Source organism: Streptomyces sp. NPDC006610 (assembly GCF_040611575.1).
In the GTDB taxonomy this organism is placed as follows: domain Bacteria; phylum Actinomycetota; class Actinomycetes; order Streptomycetales; family Streptomycetaceae; genus Streptomyces.
The window spans coordinates 68,903-85,582 of the sequence record NZ_JBEXOP010000007.1 but is presented as its reverse complement, the minus strand read 5'-3'; the positions used below and the strand labels follow the sequence as shown (position 1 = coordinate 85,582).

Sequence of the window (16,680 nt, the reverse complement as noted above, 5' to 3'; positions counted from 1 at the left end):
TCTCACGGTTCATCGGCGGCGCCGCTTGCGCCCCTGCCCGGGCTGCCGCTGCGGGCGGGCGGCCTCCTCCAGCGCCGCGCGGACGTCCTCGCGGTCCGGCGCCAGTTCGACCGCCCGCCGCAGCAGTTGACCGGCCTCGGCGCGCTGCCCGCCCCGCTGGCGGTAACGGACCTTGGCGAGCAGGACGATGGCGTCGACGTCGTGAGGGCTGAGCGCGCGGGTGACCGCCAGATGCTCGGCGGCGCCGTGCCACTGCTGCCTGCGGGCCAGCGCGACCGCCCGGTTGAAGTGCTCGTCGGCCAGCGCGGCGATCCGCGCCAGCGGACGCAGGTCGCCGCGGCACACCGGGCACTCGGGAGCCGGTGCGGTCAGCGTCCGGCCGCACAGGGGGCAGTCGATCACGGCCACTCACCGCCTCCGCGTCGCCTGAGCGGGATCACTCCGGGGTCGTCGCCCGTGATCTCCTCCATCCAGTGTTCGATCCGTGCGGCCAGCGGCTGCACCTCATTGCGGTGGATCCCGGCGAAGCGATCGGGGGACCGTACGTCGTTGGTGTCGACGCTGCCCACCGCCGCGACGATCGCGGCCACCTCGGCGAGGAACTCCTCGACCCGGCCGGCGTACTTCCCGCCGGTGACCCGGTCGGTGTCCCGCAGGGCGCGGTCCAGCTCCTGCAGCTCCTGGTGGAGCAGGAACCGGAGGTTCGCCGGGCTGGGCGGCGGCTGACCGGCGCTCACCCTCCGGTGCACGGCGACGCAGCGGTCCTCGACGGCCTGGTTGATGCTGTGCCAGTCCAGGGCGTTGCCGGCCCGGTACGCCGCGAGCCCGGCCGCCCGCAGCCCGGGAATGCTCTCGCGGTGCTGCTGCGCCTCGGTGGCGTCGGTGCGGGCGAGCCGGTCGCAGAGCGCGGCGAGTTCGGCCAGCCTGTTCTCGAACTCCGGCAGCGGCGGGTGCATCGACTCCGCGGCCGGGAGCCGGACCCTGTCCAGCAGCGTCCGTGCCTCGCGCAGCCGGTGATGGCACTTGGCCCGGTCCTGACGCTGGTCCAGCAGTGCCTCGCACTCCCGCAGGACGACGTCCAGTTGCGGCCCGATGCGCATGGCGTCCTCCGGCCGGGCCACCGCCCGCCGCTCCTGCCAGCCGGACCCGATGTCCGCGTACCGCTGCCGCAGTTCCTCCCAGGAGGGCACGTGTTCGCGCGGTACGGAGATCAGCGCCCGTCCCTGCATGCCGACGGCGGGGACCCGGACCTCCGCGTCGATCGACCAGTCGGGCCGGAACTCCAGCTCCAGCTCCACCGGTGTGCCGGCCGGCAGCGTGCCGGGCAGGTCGTGGATCTCCACCTGGCCGATGGGGATCAGCCCCTCGTGCAGCCGGACCCGCAGCACCACGCCCTGGCCGGCGGTCTCCAGCGGGAAGCCGGTGTGGTACGGCAGTCTGGTCCCGGCCTGGGCGATGCGGTGCGGCCCGCCCTCCAGCTCAACGAAGAAGTCGTGCGCCAGCACGTCGCCCTCGTCGGTGGGCGGCGGCGCCTGGTCGGGCGTCACGGTGAACCGGCGGGTCTCGATCTCCTCCCCGTCCGCGACGACCGTGACCGTCAGCTCGTTGTCCCCGTCGTGCAGCGCGACGTCCTCGAAGACGAACCGCCCCTCGGCGTCGGTCCGCTGACGCAGGTTCCGGACCCCGTCCCCGGAGCGCAGCACGACCTGCACGGGGCCCGTCACCGTCCCGTCCGGGCCCGGGTGAACCCGCCCGGCGATGTCGGTCGCGGGCAGGGCGGCCGCCACCTGGTCGATCTCCAGGACGCCCTGCCGGACACCGGTGGCGCCCGCCTTGACGCCGGCGCCGACGGCGACGCACAGGTCGGGGTCGATCAGGCGCGGCTCGTGCCCGTACCGCTCCCGCAGCAGGCGGCCGACCAGCGGCACCCGCGACGAGCCGCCGACCATGACGACCTCGTCGAGGTCGGCGGGGGCGATCCCGGCCCGTTGCAGCGCGGCGTCGCAGTGGGCGAGCGTGCGCTGCACGTCGTCCCGGATCAGTTCTTCGAACTCGGGGCGGCCGAAGGGCAGTTTGATGGTCATGGGGATGCCGGCCCGGTCGGCCTCGCCCTCCACGTAGATCTCGGTCTGCTGCTCCCGGGAGAGGAAGTGCTTCTCCGATTCCACCCGGACCAGCAGGCGGGCGAGCAGGCGGGCCTCTTCCGGCCGGTCCGGTTCGAGGCGGAGGTCGTAGGCGGGGCGCCGCTCGGCCATCCAGCGCACGATCGCCTTGTCGAACTCGTAGCCGCCCAGGTAGCGGTCGCCCTCGAACGCGAGGTGCTCGAAGCCGGCTTCCGGGGACCAGGCCACTACGGACACGTCGAACGTGCCCCCGCCCAGGTCGTAGACGAGGAACGTCTTCGGCTCGGTCGGCCGCTGCCCGTGGGTGGAGGCCAGGGCGGCCGCGAACGGCTCGATGAGCGTCTCCACCTTCGCCAGGCCGGCGTCGAGGCCGGCCTGCACGGTCTCGTTCTTGGCCCGCATCTCGAAGAAGGCGGGCACCGTCACCACGGCGTGGTCCACCGGGACCCGCAGCACCTCCTCGGCGAGGGCCTTGAGGTGGCGCAGGACGTGCGTGGAGGCCTGCTGCGGCGTCAGGTCGGCGTGGCCGGCGGTCACCGGCTGGTCGGTGCCCATCATGCGCTTGAAGAACATCGCGGGCGGCGGCTGCCCGTCGCGCTTGACCATGTTCTTGGCCAGGCTGCCCACGACCGGGGCGCCGTCCTCGCCCAGCCACACCACCGACGGGGTGATGGGCGCCTGGTACGCGTCGGTGATGATCAGCGCGCCGCCGACCGGCCGCAGCCGGCCCGATGCGATCAGTTCCCGCTTGCCGGGGACGTCCGCGTCGGCGGGCACGGCGACGCAGCTGTTGGTGGTTCCGAGGTCGATTCCGACGGTGATGCTCATTCCTGTTCCTCCTGCCGTTCGTCGTCGGCCCGCGGGACGGCCAGATACACCCGCGCTCGCTGGGTCAGCTTTCCGTCGGCCATCAGCACGCCGGGCTGCAGCGTCTCGGCCACCACGGGCCGGTCCAGGCCCGCCACCGGTTCGCAGCCCTCCACGTCGGCCCACATCCGGACCTCCTCGTAGGGCGTGCCCGCCGGATCGAGGTAGCGGGCGCCGGCGGCCTCCAGGGCCCTGGCCAGCCGGTGCGCGAGCGACGGCAGCGCGTCGGCGGCGGTGGCCGGCGTGACGCCGTGCAACCCGTGCAGCACGCCGGCGACGTCCCGGGCGAGGTGTTCGAGGGCGCTCCTGTGCGCCTCGACCTGTCGGCGGGTCTCCTCCGCCGCCGCGTCGCCGGTCCGCGCCTTCTCACGCAGCAGCCGCCACACGACGCCCTGCGGGGGCTCCGGCCGGTCGGCGAGGGGACGTTCCCGCTCGTCGATCCGCATCGCGTCGGCCGGCCGTGTCATCGGACCGATCCGGTCGGACCGGCGGCTCGGGCCGATGGCTCGGGCCGGTGGGTGCACAGCTGCGCCAGCAGGCGCTGCGCCGGGTCCTTGATCCGGTCCTCCGCCGCGTTCACCTCGGCGACCCGCAGGGTGCGTCCGAACAGCGGGTAGCGGTCGGCGCGCCGCTCGATGCGCTGCCGCCGCTTCCTGACGTGGCTGCGGATCGCCCCCCGCCCGCCGACGTCCGGGGCGAGCGCGAGCACCTGGAAGGGCGTGGCGCGGTACGGGTTGTGCCCGTCGCGCCAGGCCCACGGATTGTCGGTCATGGATCATCTCTCCTGGTCGTCTCACACCTGCCGCAGCGAGAGCAGGTTCTCCAGCGAGCGCACGAACTCCTCGAGGCCCGGATCGGCCGCCGCGTACGTCCCCGCCGCGTCGAGGAGCAGCCGGGCCCGGGACAGTTCCCGGTCACCGATGCCGAACGCGGTGAGCAGGAACTGCGCCTCCACCGCGTCCAGCCAGGCCAGGAAGCGCGGCAGCCCCTCGTTCCGCAGCTCCGTCACCTCCGTGCAGCGCGGATCCTCGCCCAGCTCCGGGTACAGCTCCAGCGCCCGGTCCACGTGGCGGGCGGCCCGCCGGCCGCGGTGCCGGGCCTGCTCGACCTCCGACGGCGAGCCCAGCGCGTCCGGCGAGGGCCTGACCGCGCCGAGAGCTCCGAAGGCCCGGAGGGCGAGCAGACACTCGTGCCGCGCCAGCTCCTTGGCGAGCTCGCCGCCGGGCGCCGCCGAACGGGGAAGCCCGGTGCGGACGAGGGCGTCCACACGGTCGAGCAGCTCCTCCGTCCGCCGCTGCGCGTACGGCTGCTCCCGCAGCCGCTCGATCCAGCTCCTGCCGGTGAGGAGCAGGGCGTGCAGCAGGCCGTGATGGTCCGGGTCCAGGAGCAGCCATGACTCCAGGACGTCGATCGTCTCCGCGAACCTGCCCTCGGCGACCGCCGCGGGGACGCCGTCGAGCAGGTCCCGCACGAGGCCGTCGCGCGCCTCGGCCACGATCGCGTCGGGGAAGGCGGAGCCGGTCACCAGCCGCACGTGCCGGCGCGCCCGGCCGGGATCGGTGAGCCGCAGCCGGGCGGCCAGGGTCACATGGGGTTCCAGCAGGTCGTACGGCAGCCGCGTCCGCACCTCGGCCACGATCGCGTCCGGCACCGGGGCGCCCATGGCCTCGTCGAGGCGCTCGTGCATCCGGCGCCAGAACTCCGGCTCCCCACAGAGCGTGGCCCAGTGCCGCAGCGCCTTCTCGAAGTGGGCGAAGGCCGCGTCGTCGTGGGCCGCCTCCAGGTCGTAGGCGCGGGCGTGGTGCGCGATGGCGAGGTGGTGGACGACCTCGACGTCGTCGCCGTCCTCCTGTTCCCACAGCCGGATCGCCGCAGGGGTCCAAGGCTGCAGCTCCCCGTCCTGCCACAGCGCCTCGTAGGCGGACGCCGGTTCGGCGGGGAGCACCGGGGCGGGCCCGGACCGCGGCCGTTCCTGCTCCGCGGCCGGAGTCCCCGGCTCGGGCCCGAGGGGCGTGGGCCGCTGCGCGGGGGTGGTCGGCATGGATGCGGCGGGCGTGGGTTCGCGGCCGGCCGTCGTGGGCTCGCGGCCGGCCGTCGTCGGCTCGCTCCGGGCGGTCATCGGCTCGTCCCCTCCCGGCTCCGGCGGGCGAAGCCGCGGCCCAGCTCCGTGCCCGCGAAGGCCGTCGCCATCGCCTGGTACGTCACCCGGCAGCGGCGCCTGCCCAGCCCTTCCATCGCCATCGCCCGGGCCTCGACGGGGTCCTCGCGGAGGAGGGCCAGCTCGGTCGCGACGAGGTACACCTCGGCGACCATCGCGGTGTCCGGCAGCGCCCGGTCGACGTCGAGCGCCTCGCGCACCAGCTCGTGCGCGAGGTCGAGGTCGCCGCGCCGCATCGCCGCGCGGGTGTGCGCCACCAGCTCCTCGGCCCGCCGGCGCGGCGTCGGGGTGCGGGGCGGGGGCGCCGGCGCGGTCGCGTCCAGGGCGCGCAGGAACGCGCCGGCGTCCGGGTACCGGTCCGTGGCCAGGGGGCTGAGCGCGCGCTGGACCACCGCTTCGAGCGGGTGGCCGCGCAGTTCGGGGTTGCGGGCGCCGGCCGGTTCCACGTCGCGCAGCCTCAGCCGTACGAGCGCGTCGGTGTCGGTCCGGCCCCCGTCGCCCGGCGCCGCGGCCCGGAGCTGGTCCTGGCGCGGGAGGCGGCCGGTGAGCATCTCGTAGCAGATGAGGCCGAGGGCGTAGACGTCGGCCTCGGGGCCCGCGTCCTGCAGCTGCAGCACCTCGGCCGGCAGGTACCACGACGTCCCCCGGGAGGCGGGAGCGCGGCGCAGCAACGTGCTGACGCGGCGCGCCAGCCCGAAGTCGCCGATCTTGAGCGAACCGGACGCCGAGACCAGGATGTTGCCCGGCTTCAGGTCCAGATGGACGACGCCCCTCTCGTGCAGGAAGGCGAGGCCCTGGCAGATCTGCAGCGCGTGGTCGCGCACGGTCGCCACCGGCAGCTGGCCGCCGCGCAGCCGCCCGGCCAGGTCGCCCCGGGCCAGTTCCGTCACCAGGTACGGCCGTCCCGTGCCGCCGCCCTCGACGCCGGCGTCGTAGCAGGTGAGGAAGCGGTCTCGGACCACCGGATCCGGACACTCGGCCACGGTCCGGATCAACTGCAGCGCCTCGCCGAGCAGTTCCCCCACCGGGACCGCCGGGATCGCCGGGCCCTCGTGGAAGAGCTTGACGGCGACCTCCCGGAGCGTGTGCCCGAGGACGCGGAACTCCGCCCGGTGGACCGTGCCGAACGCTCCCTGCCCGAGCCTCTCGTGCAACAGGTAGCGACCGTCGAGCAGCTCAGCCACCGATGCCCACCCCCCTGATGCCCGCCGCACCGGTCCCCGCCCCACTGATGTCCACGACCGACAGCCGCTCGCCGTCCGGCACGATGCGCACCCGCTCGACGAACTCCCCACGGCTGTCGGCCTCGTCCAGCAGCCGCAGCAGGGGAGGGAGGACGCCGTCGACGTAACGGTTCACGCCGCGGGCGGCCTCCTCCCGGCGCCGCGTCATCGCCAGTTCCGCGATCCGCGCCGCCAAGTCCCGCGTCCAGCACAGCTCCACCCCGAGCTGCCCGGCCACCCGGGCGGCCTGCCGCCTCAGCCCGCCGAGTGCGATGGCTTCGAGCTGGTCCCGCCGGAAGGGCTCGAAGAGGACCACCTCGTCGATCCGGTTGAGGAACTCGGGCCGGAAGAACCCCGCCATGATCCGCCGCACGTGCGCGGCGGCCTCCGGCTCCTGGCCGTCCCGCGACGGCGCCACGTCGGCGAACTCGGCGGCGCCGAGGTTCGAGGTGAGCACGATCACCGAGTCACGGGCGTCGCGCACCGGTCCCGCGGGATCGCTGATCCGTCCCTCGTCCAGCAGCCGCAGGAGGGCGTCGAGCACCCTGCCGTCCGCCTTCTCGACCTCGTCGAAGAGCAGCACCCGCCGGGGGTTGTCGCGCAGTCCGTTGGTGAGCCTGCCGTCCCCGTAGCCGACGTAGCCGGGCGCGGCGCCGATGAAGTTGTTCATCGACTCCTTGGTGTTGAACTGCCCCATCTCGAAGAAGAGCACGTCGTCCTCCGAGCCGTACACCACGTCGGCGAGCGCGCGGGCGGCCAGGGTCTTGCCGGTGCCGCTGGGACCGCAGAACAGGAACCTGCCCAGGGGGCGATCGTGCAGGCGCAGGCCCCGCCTGAGCGACCGGGTGATCATCTCCAGGTGGGGCGCCAGGCGGTCGATGACCGCCTCCCGTCCGATCAGGCGCTCGCGCAGCCGGTCGAGCGACTCGTGCGGCGGCGGCACGTGCGCCGCGGCGTCCGGCGCCTGCTCGGGGAGCTCCTGGTAGTACTCCTCGGCATAGCGGCGCAGCCGGGTGATGTCGACACGGGCGTCGCGCAGCAGCCCCGCGGCCAGGCCGGCCGGAGTGTCGAGCAGCGCGGCGAGCAGGTCGCGCTCGGCGATCAGGTCACTGCCGCGCTGCGCCGCGACCGCGGCGGCCTGCTGCAGCGTGCGCGCGAGCGGCTCCGGGAGGCGGTCGCGGGCGAGCGCCCCGCCCGGGCCGGACGGGCCCCGGCCGCCGCCCGCGAGTCCCGGGCCGGACGGGCCCCGGCCGCCGCCCGTGAGCCCCGGCCCGGACGCATCCCGGCCGTCGCCCGTGAGGGACGCCATCCGCAGGCGCAGGACGCGAACGTCCCGGCTCAGGAAGCGGCACCCCTGCTCGATCAGGCCGTTGGGCACCTCGGCCATGGCCCGCAGCAGGTGAGCGGTGGTCAGCAGGCCGGGCGCCGGGTCGTTCCTCGGCCCGGCCATCGCGGACAGCACCTGCCGCGCGCCCGGGCTGAAGCAGTCGAGCAGCAGTCGGCCGTCGTCGCCGAACACCTCCCGCGCCCGGCCGGGTTCGGCGTGGCACTCGCTGATCCACTGGTCGAGATCGGCCCGGGCGTATTCGCGCAGCAGCAGCGCGGCGGGCGGTTCCAGGCGGGGCAGGACCGAGGCCAGCAGTTCCCGTTCCCCGGCCCCGGCGGGCAGCGCGCCCAACGCCTCCCGGGTCGCCGAGGCAGCGGTGCGGTCGGTCAGTTCCGTCGGCGGCATCCCGTCGTGTGCCGGGCTCTGGGTGCGCAGCGCTTCCACGAACGCCTCCACGGGGATGCGGCTGCGACCGAACAGCCCCGCGGTCACGCTGCCCGGCACCCGGGCGAGCGCGATCAGCACGTGGGACGGCTCGACGAGGGCGGCACCGGTTTCGACGGCCGCGGCGACGGCGCCCGAGAGGCCGTCGGCCGCCGCCAGCAGCGCCGGTTCCAGCCGGTCGATCCCAAGGTGGTGCAACGTCCTGCCTCCCCCGAAGACCCTGCGCCGTGTGAAGCGCTCCTGGCGTCCGTCACCCGTGTCGGGCTGCCGGTACCGGTGTACCGGCGCCGTCTCGGGACCCCTCCCGAAGCGGTGCCGCCACAGTCGTGCGGGACGGGCCCGGCACGACCGAGGGGCGCCGTCGCAGCGAGCGCCGAGAGGTGGGGACGTGAGGCGGAGAGACACGCAGGACCGTTTGGCCTGCTGGTACCGGCAGTGGAAGCACCCCCGGGAGTTCCGCATCGCCCCGGAACGGCTGGACGCCGGCCAGCGCGAGCGGATCGCCGACCACCTCGCCGTGCTCGACACCGCCCTCGCCAACCTCGAAGCGGCCGGAGCCGCCGCACGGCGCGCCGCCGCGACCGCCGCGGCGACGCCGAGGGCGCAGGAGTTCGACACCGCCCGGCTCGCCGAGGCGGCCACCGGCGTGTGGAAGGCGGAACGGAGACTGGGGCGGCAGGACGACGGGCCGGGAAACGCCTCCCGGCAGATCGGCCGCAGCCTGCGTACCGCACGCCAGGCACTGCAGGAAGGCGTCGAGCTCAGAATCCTGGATCACGACGGGGACCACTACGACCCCGGCCTGTCGCTGAAGGTCCTGTCGTTCGAGGACGACCCGGCCCTCACCCGTGAAGTCGTCCTGGAGACCTTCCTGCCCTCGGTCTACTTCCGCGGACGCCTCATCCAGATGGGTGAGGTCGTCGTCGGCAGGCCGCCTCTTTCCTGATTCGCACACGCAGCCGATCGTGGATTCGGCAGGGGAGATCAGATGCGTGAGACCATCGATTTCGGCATTGACCTCGGGACCACCAACAGCGCCGTCGCCGTGGCGGAGAACGGCCGGTCCCGGATCATCAAGAACAACGAGGGCTGGGACTGCACCCCGTCCGCGGTGTGGATGCCGCGGGAGGGAGTGACCTACGTCGGCCGCAGGGCCCGCGAGCACGCGGAGACCGATCCGGACGACGCGTACGCCGAGTTCAAGCTGCGGATGGGTGTGGCCGGCGCCGAGTACCGCTTCCGCCGGGCGAATGTCTCCCTGACCCCCGAGCAGTTGTCCGCCGAGGTGCTGAAGTCACTGTGCCAGGACGTCGCCGCCGACGTGGAACTGAGGGAGCCGCCGGCCGTCGCCGTCATCACGGTGCCCGCGGCGTTCGCGCTGAACCAGTCCAGCGCCACCGGCAAGGCGGCGGCGCTGGCCGGGCTCGGGGAGCACTGCCCGCTGCTGCACGAGCCGAACGCGGCCGCGCTCGCCTACGGCGTGGACAACGCCGCCGAGTCCGCGCACTGGATGGTCTTCGACCTGGGCGGCGGCACGTTCGACGCGGCCGTGATGAGCAAGCGGGACGGGGAGCTCCAACTGCTCCAGCACGCCGGTGACCGGCACCTGGGCGGGAAGGACGTCGACTGGGCCATCGTCGACCTGCTGCTGGCGCCGGCCGTCGAACGCGACCTCGGGCTGAGGGAGTTCGTCCGCGGCAACGCGCGGTGGCGGACGAACTTCGCCAAGCTGAAGGGGGCCGCCGAAACCGCCAAGATCGAACTGTCCCGGGCCGGTTCGGCGACACTGTTCGTCGAGCTCAAGGACGACAGCGGCACAGAACAGGAGCTCGCGTACACGCTGACCCGCGGCGCCCTGGACGACATCGCCCTTCCCTTCTACACCCGGGCGATCAACCTGTGCCGCAAGGCGCTGACCGACGGCTCGCTGCGCCCCGACCACATCGACCGGCTGCTGCTCGTCGGGGGCGCCACGCTCGCCCCCGGCCTGCGCGAGCTGCTCGCCGACCCGCGGGACGGGCTCGGCATCCGGCTCGACCACAGCCAGGACCCGTCCACGGTCGTCGCCCGCGGCGCCGCCATCTACGCCGGCACCGTCCGCGCCCCCGCGACCCGGCCGCGCCCCCGCGCCGGCGAGTTCACCGCCGACCTGTTCTACGAGCCCCAGTCGCTGGACACCACCCAGATCCCCGTGTCCGGCAAACTGCACCGCACCGGCCGGGTGGACTGGACCGGCTACAGCGTCTCCCTGCACAACCCGGACGGGATCCCTGCCTTCCACGGCCCGCGGGTCGCCCTCGGCGCGGACGGCTCCTTCTACACCACCGTCACCATCACCCCCGACACCAAGTCCCGGTTCACGGTGGAGCTGACCGACGCCTCGGGCGCGAGGCAGAAGCTCACCCCCGACACGCTGACCATCACCCACACGAACACCCTGCCGCCGGGGCCGGTCCTCACGCACTCGCTCGGCATCGGCACGCACGACGGCGCCTTCGCCGCGATCGTCCGCAAAGGGGCGGCGCTGCCGACCGACGGAAGCAGCACCTTCCACACGACCATCGCCCTGACCCGGGACCATCCCGACGCGGTCATCCGCATCCCCCTCCTCGAAGGCGAGGACGCGGAGGCGAAGAACAACAAGCAGGTAGGCGAGGTCACCTTCCGCCGGGGCGACCTGCGCTACGACCTCCCGGAGGGCAGCGAGGTCGAAGTGAGCTACGAAATCCGCAAGATCGGGCAGGCCAGGGCCGTCGTGGAGACGATGGGCGTGGAGTTCGAGGCCGGGGTACGGCTGGAAAGCGCCCAGCCGGAGCACGCCGAACTCGTCGCCGAGCTGCGCCGCCTGGAGCGGCGGACGGCCGAACTCACCGAACGCGTGCGGGAGACCAGGGCCGTCGCAGCGCAGCCCGTCCTGCGGGAGCTGTCCGGCGAAACGGAGCAGCTCCGCGTGAAGATCGACCACGCGGTCACCGACATGAATGGGGCCCTGGAATGCGACCAGCTCCTTCGCGACCTGCACGCGCGGCTCGACCGCGTCGAGCGCGAGGCCGTCGAGGCGCCACGGCTGATGCTGGAACTGGGAGACGCGCTCAAGGAGTGCGAGGGCCTGCTCCGGCGCGGCGGAAGCGCGGCCGAGCGGCAGGAACTGGAGCGCCTGCGCGGCCGGGCCGGCCAGGCCATGCAGAACGCCGACGTCGCCCGACTCGAACGGCTGCGGGAGCAGGCGCGTGACCTCTACGTCGACCTGAAACGCGCCACCGGCGAGCTGGAGTACGAGCTGTTCGAGGAGTTGTCCCGGATGCGCCACGTGATGACACCCCGCAACGAGGCGGACGCCGTGATCGCGCGCGGCAAACGGGCCGTCGCCGCCCGCGACCGGGACACCCTCCTCGACGTCCTCCAGCGGCTCTACGAGATGCTGCCCCCCGAGCTCACCCGGCAGCTCGACGCGCCGGGCGGTCCGGTCGAGGGCGGGGTGATCCGCCGGTGACCGCGACGGAAACCCAGCCCGTGACCGTGTCCGGGCCCCGCACCGACCGCGACCTCGCCACGGGGCTGCGCGTCGAGTACACCGTGGCCCGGGCCACCGCGAAAGCCCGCGCCGGCGACCTGGACGCGGCGCTGCGCGAACTGGACCGCGCCGACGACCCCGCCGTCACCCGGCACCGCGACGTGACGGACCTGCGCGCCCGCGTGCACGCCCAGCGCGGCGAGCTGGAGGCCGCCGAACGATGCTGGCGCCGGCTGCTCGACGAGCACCCGGACGACGAGTCCGCCGAGGCCGCCCTCGCCCGGATCCGGCGGTTCCGGCGCACGGGCCCGGCCGCCGCCCTCGCCCGAGCCCGCCACCGGGGCCGGCCCGCCGTGGCCGTCGCCTTGTGCGCCGGGGCGGTCACGGCGGCGTGGGTCCTCGCCACCCAGCTGCCGTCCGGTGCCCGGGAGCCGGTGTCCGACTCCGCGGCCGTTCCCCGTGCCGGACAGGACGTACGGCAGGAACCGAAGGAACAGCCCGGGCGAGCCGCCGCCGCGGCGGCCGAGGCCCGGCGTGCTCAGGCGCTCGACGCGCTCGCACAGGCGGTCCGCACCCCGGGGACCCGGGTGGAGCGGCACGAGGACTCCGTGGAGGTGGTCTTCGCGCAGGGCCTGTTCGCGCAGGGAGCCGAGCCGACCGACGCGGGGGTCGCACAGCTGACCCGGGTGGGTGAGCGCCTCGCCGGGCAGCGGAACCTGCGCGTCGAGGTCCTCGGACACATCGCCGACGTGCCCGGCGCCCCCACCGGCGGAGGCTCGCTCACCTCGCTGTGGCGGGCCATGACCGCCGCCCGCGTGCTCAGCGACGCCGCCGACCGGCCGCTCACCGGCTTCCTGGTCGCCTCCGCCGAGCAGCGGGACGCCCCGCACGACACCGACGCGGCGAACCGGACCGTCACGCTGGTCCTGACCCCGCACACCGACTCGTGACACGGCAAGAGCGCCGTTGAACTCGCAACACCTGGGAGGACGCCTTGCCGAACGGCACCGCACCGGTGGTCCTGGAGCGCCTTCGCGAACTCACCGTCCCCGAGCTCTATCAGCGCAACGCCTTCAGGCTGACCGGGCTCTCCACCATGGCGACGCGCCGCACGATCCGCCGGCAGAAGCAGCACATCACCACCGCCGCCCGCGCCGGGGTGCACCTTCCCGCGGGCGAGCTGCCCGTGCCGGGCCGACGGAGCGCGGAGCAGTACGCGGCCGCCTTCGACGTCATCGACCATCCGCAGCGCCGGATCGTCGACGAGCTGTTCTGGCTCTGGGACGCTCCGGACGGCTCCTGCGGCTGCGACCGGGAGCTGCACCAGGCGCACGACGCGGCAGTACGGGCCCATGCCCGGGCCCTGGACGAGGAACTGTCGGGCCGCGCGGCGCCCGCCGAGGGGGAGGACGGCTGGGGAGCGGCCGCCGCCGGCTGGCAGCGAGCGCTCGGCCACCCCGGATTCTGGGACCATCTCCGCCACCGCATCACCGCACTCGACGATCACCGCCTGGACCCCTCGGCGCTCCCCGTGCTCGAAGGCGAGGTCCGCCGCACCCTGGTCACGCCCTTGGCGGTACTCGCCGCCAAAGCGGCGTCGCCGCAACGGATGACCGGACACTTCGGCGCCTGGTCCTGGGCCGGCGAGCACCTGCTGGACGAGGCCGTCGAGCAGCAACTGCGCCCGGATCTGGACGCCGTGCGGGTCGCCTTGGACCGCGCCCGCGACCTGCACCCCGAGCACACCGTCCGGGCGGTGTCGGTCGTGGAGAAGAAGGTGGTACCGCGGCTGACCAGGCTGCGCGCCTTCGGCACCGACGGCGTACGGCGCCACACCGCCAAACTCAGCGACCGGACGGCGCTGCTGCTCAACAACTGCGTCATCTCCTCCGGCGCCGGCACCTCGTTTCCCGCGGGGGAGGACTCCAGGCTGCTCGAACTGGCGCTGGCGCTGGCCGAGACGGAGGAGACCCGCAGGATCGTCACGGACAACCGCAAGTTTCTGGGGCTCGCCTCGACCGTGAAGTCGCTGGACGAGGTGCGCAGGCTCCTGGACGACGAGAAGCCCCGGCGAGCCGCCGAACGGCTCAGGAAGCAGGTGCTGCCCGAGCTCACCGAGCTGAGCCGGAGCGAGGACGGCGAGAAGCGGCGGAGCGCGGCCCAGCTGGCCGACGCGACGGCCGTCCTGCTCAACAACTGCGCCGTGGCGCTGTCCCCCGCCTCCGAGCCCTCACCCGCGCGGGAGAGCTTCGACCTGCTCGACGAGGCGGCGAAGCTGGCGGGCACCAGGAAGACGCGCAAACTCGTCAGGAAGAACCGTCGCGGGCTCACTCGGCAGTCCCGCCTCGGCCCGTACATCGCGGCGCTCGACGCGACCGTGTCCGACCTCCGCAGCGCGCAGGAACTGCTGCGCGGCGACGAACCGGATCGCGCCGCCACCCGGCTCACGGAACGCGTGGTGCCACGGCTGGAGGAACTGCGCGGGGCCCCGTGGAAGTTCCGGTTCGCCGCCTCCAGGCTCAGCGACCGGACCGCGATCCTGCTCAACAACTGCGCCGTGGCGCTCGTCCCCGAGGCCACGGCGCCCAAACAGCGCAGCATCCGGCTGCTGGAAGCCGCTTCGGCCTTGGCCAGGAAGAGGGGGACACGCAGGCTCATCACGAGAAATCTCACCCGGTTCCGCTACGCGGAACAGATGTACGGGAACCGCGCGCCGTCGAGGTTGTCCGACCCCTGGTCGAATCCTTTGGCCGGCCTGCTCGGACACGACGACGGGGAGCTGTCCCGTCTGCCCTCCTCGGTACGCGAAACGGTGATGCGGCTGCCACCGGAACAGCGCGCCAGGTTCCTCCTGCACTACCGCGACAGGCGCTGACGTCCCGCGCGGCCCGAACCCGGCGGTACCCGCCGGAGCCGCCGCGAGGGCGGTGACCGGCGTGGACCGTCCTCCACGGAGGGCGCCCCGCTGTCCATGCATGGAGGCGCCTCGCTGTCCATGGGTTTCCGTGGCGACGCCGCCGATCGTCCATGAGGCCGGGGGCCTTGTGGGGCGAGCCCTCGCAAGACCCCGGCCTCGGCGGTGCCGGGCACTGCGCGGGCGCGCCGTTCAGGCCCGCAGCAGCTTTTTGACGATCTTTCCCGCGGGGTTGCGGGGCACCTGCTCGATGAACTCCACCCGCCGCGGGCGCTTGTAGGGCGCGAGCAGTTCCCCGACGTGGGCGAGCAGCTCCGCGGGCCGCGTGCCCGGTTCGGCGACGACGTACGCAAGCGGCACCTCGCCGTAGTCCTCGTCGGGCATGCCGACGACCGCGGCGTCCCGGACCGCGGGGTGCGTCATCAGGGCGCGCTCGATCTCCGAGGGATACACGTTCTGCCCGGCCCGGATGATGACGTCCTTGGTGCGGTCCACGAGGTGGATGCGCCCCGCCTCGTCGACGAAGCCGAGGTCACCGGTCCTGATCCAGCCGTCGAGCACGATCTCGCGCGTGGCTTCCGGGTCGTTCCAGTAACCCTGCATGACACCCGGTCCGCGCACGACGATCTCGCCGATCTCGCCGCGGGGCAGCTCGAGTCCGGCGCCGTCGACCGCGCGGGCGGACATGCCGGGCACGACGCGCCCGCACGGGATGCGGGCGGTGACGTCCCCGGGCGCCGGGTGCTCGTCGGGGCCGAGGGTGACGAAGGGACCGCCGACCTCGGTCATGCCGTAGACCTGCCGGAAACCGCAGCCGAGGCGCTCCACGGCGTCCGCGTACACGTCCAGCGGCATGGGGGCCGCGCCGTAGAGCACCTCGCGCAGGGAGGACAGGTCGGCGTGCGCGGAGCCCTTTGCCTGGAGCATGAAGCGCAGCATCTGCGGCACCAGCCACATGTGGGTGGCGCGGTGCTCCTCCACCGCGGCCAGCGCCCGCTGCGGGGTGAAGCCGGGCATGAGCACGATCGTGGCGCCGGCGGCCAGATAGGTCAGGGACACCACCATGCTGCCGTGGTACAGCGGGCAGCAGTTGACCATGACGATGCCGTCGGTGGGACGCGCCATGACCAGCCAGCCCAGCGCGATGGCACGGAACGAGGCGCTGTCGACCGTGACGCCCTTGGCCTGCCCCGTGGTGGCCGACGTGTGCAGCACGGCGATCGGGTCGGCGTCGGCCACCTCGGGCAGCTCGCGCTCGGCGGCCAGGGTGCCCAGGGCGTCGAACGCCGGCTTGTCCAGCGCCACCCTGATCCGCACCGACGCCGGCAGTTCGGGGTGCCGGTCCAGCAGCTCCGACTCGCCGAGGACGGCCACCGCCCCGACGCGCTCGACGATGCCGGCGACCTCCGGAACGGCCAGGCTGTGGTTGAGCGGAACGAACAGCGCGCCCAGCCGGGCGAGCGCGAAATAGGTCTCCAGGACCTCGATGCGGTCCTTGGACAGCACCGCGACGCGGTCGCCGCGCCCGATGCCCAGCTCGGCCAGTCCGCGCGCCAGTTCACGCGTGCGGTCGTGGAACTGCGACCAGGTGACCCGGCGCCGCTCGTCGATCAGCGCCGTCCGGTCGGGCCAGCACTGGCGGTTGCGTTCCAGCAGCTGCGTCAGCCACATCACGCACCGCCGGCGCCGACGGAGGAGTGCTCGGCCACGAACCGCTCGTAGTCGGCGATCGTGCGCAGCTCCTCCATGTGGTCGGCGGTGATCTCCACACCGAGCCGCTGCTCCACGAGCAGGACGAGACGCACCAGGTCTCCGGAGTCGATGCCGCTCGCGGCGAGGTCGACGTCGTCACCGACCCGCTCGGCGTCGGCGAACTCGGCGGTCCCGGTGAGTTCGACCAGCAACTCCCTGATGGTGCCCATGCTTTCCCCTTCCGGCGCGGCGAACGGCCGCCGAGCGCGTCTCGTGGGTCCCGTGTCACCCGAACAAGAGGTCTGCGCGGCGCACGGCAATCCCCGCTTCCGCGCGTGACCTTTCTCACCCGTCCGGTCCGTCCGGCGCGGGGATAGCGCGGGGCGCGAGGGGCCTCTTTCCGAGACGGAGAACGCGC

The 16,680-nt window shown here is 73.8% G+C and carries 13 protein-coding genes; 4 read left to right on the top strand and 9 right to left on the bottom strand.

What is annotated here, in order from left to right; genetic code table 11:
• Window positions 1–9: 9 nt before the first annotated feature.
• Genes ABZY13_RS08045 through ABZY13_RS08015 form a run of 7 tightly spaced genes read right to left on the bottom strand, consistent with a single transcriptional unit; the run spans window position 10 to window position 8,340 of the window.
• Window positions 10–408, bottom strand: a complete 399-nt coding sequence (locus ABZY13_RS08045) for a hypothetical protein (RefSeq protein WP_356628040.1) — start codon at window positions 406–408, stop codon at window positions 10–12.
• A complete protein-coding gene (locus ABZY13_RS08040; protein ID WP_356628039.1) occupies window positions 399–2,951 on the bottom strand; it encodes an Hsp70 family protein in 2,553 nt (850 codons plus the stop codon). Before ABZY13_RS08040 ends, ABZY13_RS08045 begins: the two co-directional genes overlap by 10 nt.
• Window positions 2,948–3,457 carry a hypothetical protein gene (locus ABZY13_RS08035; RefSeq protein ID WP_356628038.1) on the bottom strand — a complete coding sequence of 170 codons (510 nt, stop codon included), beginning with the start codon at window positions 3,455–3,457 and terminating at the stop codon, window positions 2,948–2,950. Before ABZY13_RS08035 ends, ABZY13_RS08040 begins: the two co-directional genes overlap by 4 nt.
• Window positions 3,454–3,762: a hypothetical protein gene (locus tag ABZY13_RS08030; protein ID WP_356628037.1), complete on the bottom strand. Its 309-nt coding sequence runs from the start codon at window positions 3,760–3,762 to the stop codon at window positions 3,454–3,456. The genes ABZY13_RS08035 and ABZY13_RS08030 overlap by 4 nt, the downstream gene beginning before the upstream one ends.
• Before the next feature lie 21 nt (window positions 3,763–3,783).
• Complete coding sequence (locus ABZY13_RS08025) at window positions 3,784–5,109, bottom strand: hypothetical protein (RefSeq protein ID WP_356628036.1); 1,326 nt, start codon at window positions 5,107–5,109, stop codon at window positions 3,784–3,786.
• Window positions 5,106–6,332 (bottom strand): serine/threonine-protein kinase, encoded by a 1,227-nt coding sequence (locus ABZY13_RS08020; protein WP_356628035.1) that lies wholly within the window; start codon window positions 6,330–6,332, stop codon window positions 5,106–5,108. Before ABZY13_RS08020 ends, ABZY13_RS08025 begins: the two co-directional genes overlap by 4 nt.
• The gene (locus ABZY13_RS08015) at window positions 6,325–8,340 is read right to left on the bottom strand and encodes an AAA family ATPase (RefSeq protein ID WP_356628034.1); all 2,016 of its coding nucleotides are present in this window, start codon (window positions 8,338–8,340) and stop codon (window positions 6,325–6,327) included. Before ABZY13_RS08015 ends, ABZY13_RS08020 begins: the two co-directional genes overlap by 8 nt.
• A 190-nt stretch (window positions 8,341–8,530) precedes the next feature.
• Here ABZY13_RS08015 and ABZY13_RS08010 point away from each other — a divergent pair, with 190 nt between their 5' ends.
• From ABZY13_RS08010 to ABZY13_RS07995, 4 genes are read left to right on the top strand one after another with little or no spacing between them, the layout of a single operon-like run.
• Entirely contained in the window at window positions 8,531–9,088 is a 558-nt protein-coding gene (locus tag ABZY13_RS08010) for a hypothetical protein (RefSeq protein ID WP_356628033.1), read from the top strand.
• 42 nt (window positions 9,089–9,130) lie between these two features.
• Entirely contained in the window at window positions 9,131–11,635 is a 2,505-nt protein-coding gene (locus tag ABZY13_RS08005) for an Hsp70 family protein (RefSeq protein WP_356628032.1), read from the top strand.
• Window positions 11,632–12,606: a tetratricopeptide repeat protein gene (locus tag ABZY13_RS08000; protein ID WP_356628031.1), complete on the top strand. Its 975-nt coding sequence runs from the start codon at window positions 11,632–11,634 to the stop codon at window positions 12,604–12,606. Before ABZY13_RS08005 ends, ABZY13_RS08000 begins: the two co-directional genes overlap by 4 nt.
• A 44-nt stretch (window positions 12,607–12,650) precedes the next feature.
• Window positions 12,651–14,531 carry a hypothetical protein gene (locus ABZY13_RS07995; RefSeq protein WP_356628030.1) on the top strand — a complete coding sequence of 627 codons (1,881 nt, stop codon included), beginning with the start codon at window positions 12,651–12,653 and terminating at the stop codon, window positions 14,529–14,531.
• Between the two features lie 231 nt (window positions 14,532–14,762).
• On the opposite strand, the gene ABZY13_RS07990 is transcribed toward ABZY13_RS07995, so the two are convergent.
• The gene (locus ABZY13_RS07990; protein ID WP_356628029.1) at window positions 14,763–16,241 is read right to left on the bottom strand and encodes an AMP-binding protein; all 1,479 of its coding nucleotides are present in this window, start codon (window positions 16,239–16,241) and stop codon (window positions 14,763–14,765) included.
• Entirely contained in the window at window positions 16,241–16,492 is a 252-nt protein-coding gene (locus tag ABZY13_RS07985) for an acyl carrier protein (protein ID WP_356628028.1), read from the bottom strand. The genes ABZY13_RS07990 and ABZY13_RS07985 overlap by 1 nt, the downstream gene beginning before the upstream one ends.
• Window positions 16,493–16,680: the final 188 nt, after the last annotated feature.

Bases quoted from the DNA above. Each gene is read 5' to 3' on its own strand.
- ABZY13_RS07990 (WP_356628029.1), bottom strand. From the start codon at position 16,241: ATGTGGCTGACGCAGCTGCTGGAACGCAACCGCCAGTGCTGGCCCGAC.
- ABZY13_RS08025 (WP_356628036.1), bottom strand. From the start codon at position 5,109: ATGACCGCCCGGAGCGAGCCGACGACGGCCGGCCGCGAGCCCACGACG.
- ABZY13_RS08035 (WP_356628038.1), bottom strand. From the start codon at position 3,457: ATGACACGGCCGGCCGACGCGATGCGGATCGACGAGCGGGAACGTCCC.
- ABZY13_RS08040 (WP_356628039.1), bottom strand. From the start codon at position 2,951: ATGAGCATCACCGTCGGAATCGACCTCGGAACCACCAACAGCTGCGTC.
- ABZY13_RS08030 (WP_356628037.1), bottom strand. From the start codon at position 3,762: ATGACCGACAATCCGTGGGCCTGGCGCGACGGGCACAACCCGTACCGC.
- ABZY13_RS08005 (WP_356628032.1), top strand. From the start codon at position 9,131: ATGCGTGAGACCATCGATTTCGGCATTGACCTCGGGACCACCAACAGC.
- ABZY13_RS07985 (WP_356628028.1), bottom strand. From the start codon at position 16,492: ATGGGCACCATCAGGGAGTTGCTGGTCGAACTCACCGGGACCGCCGAG.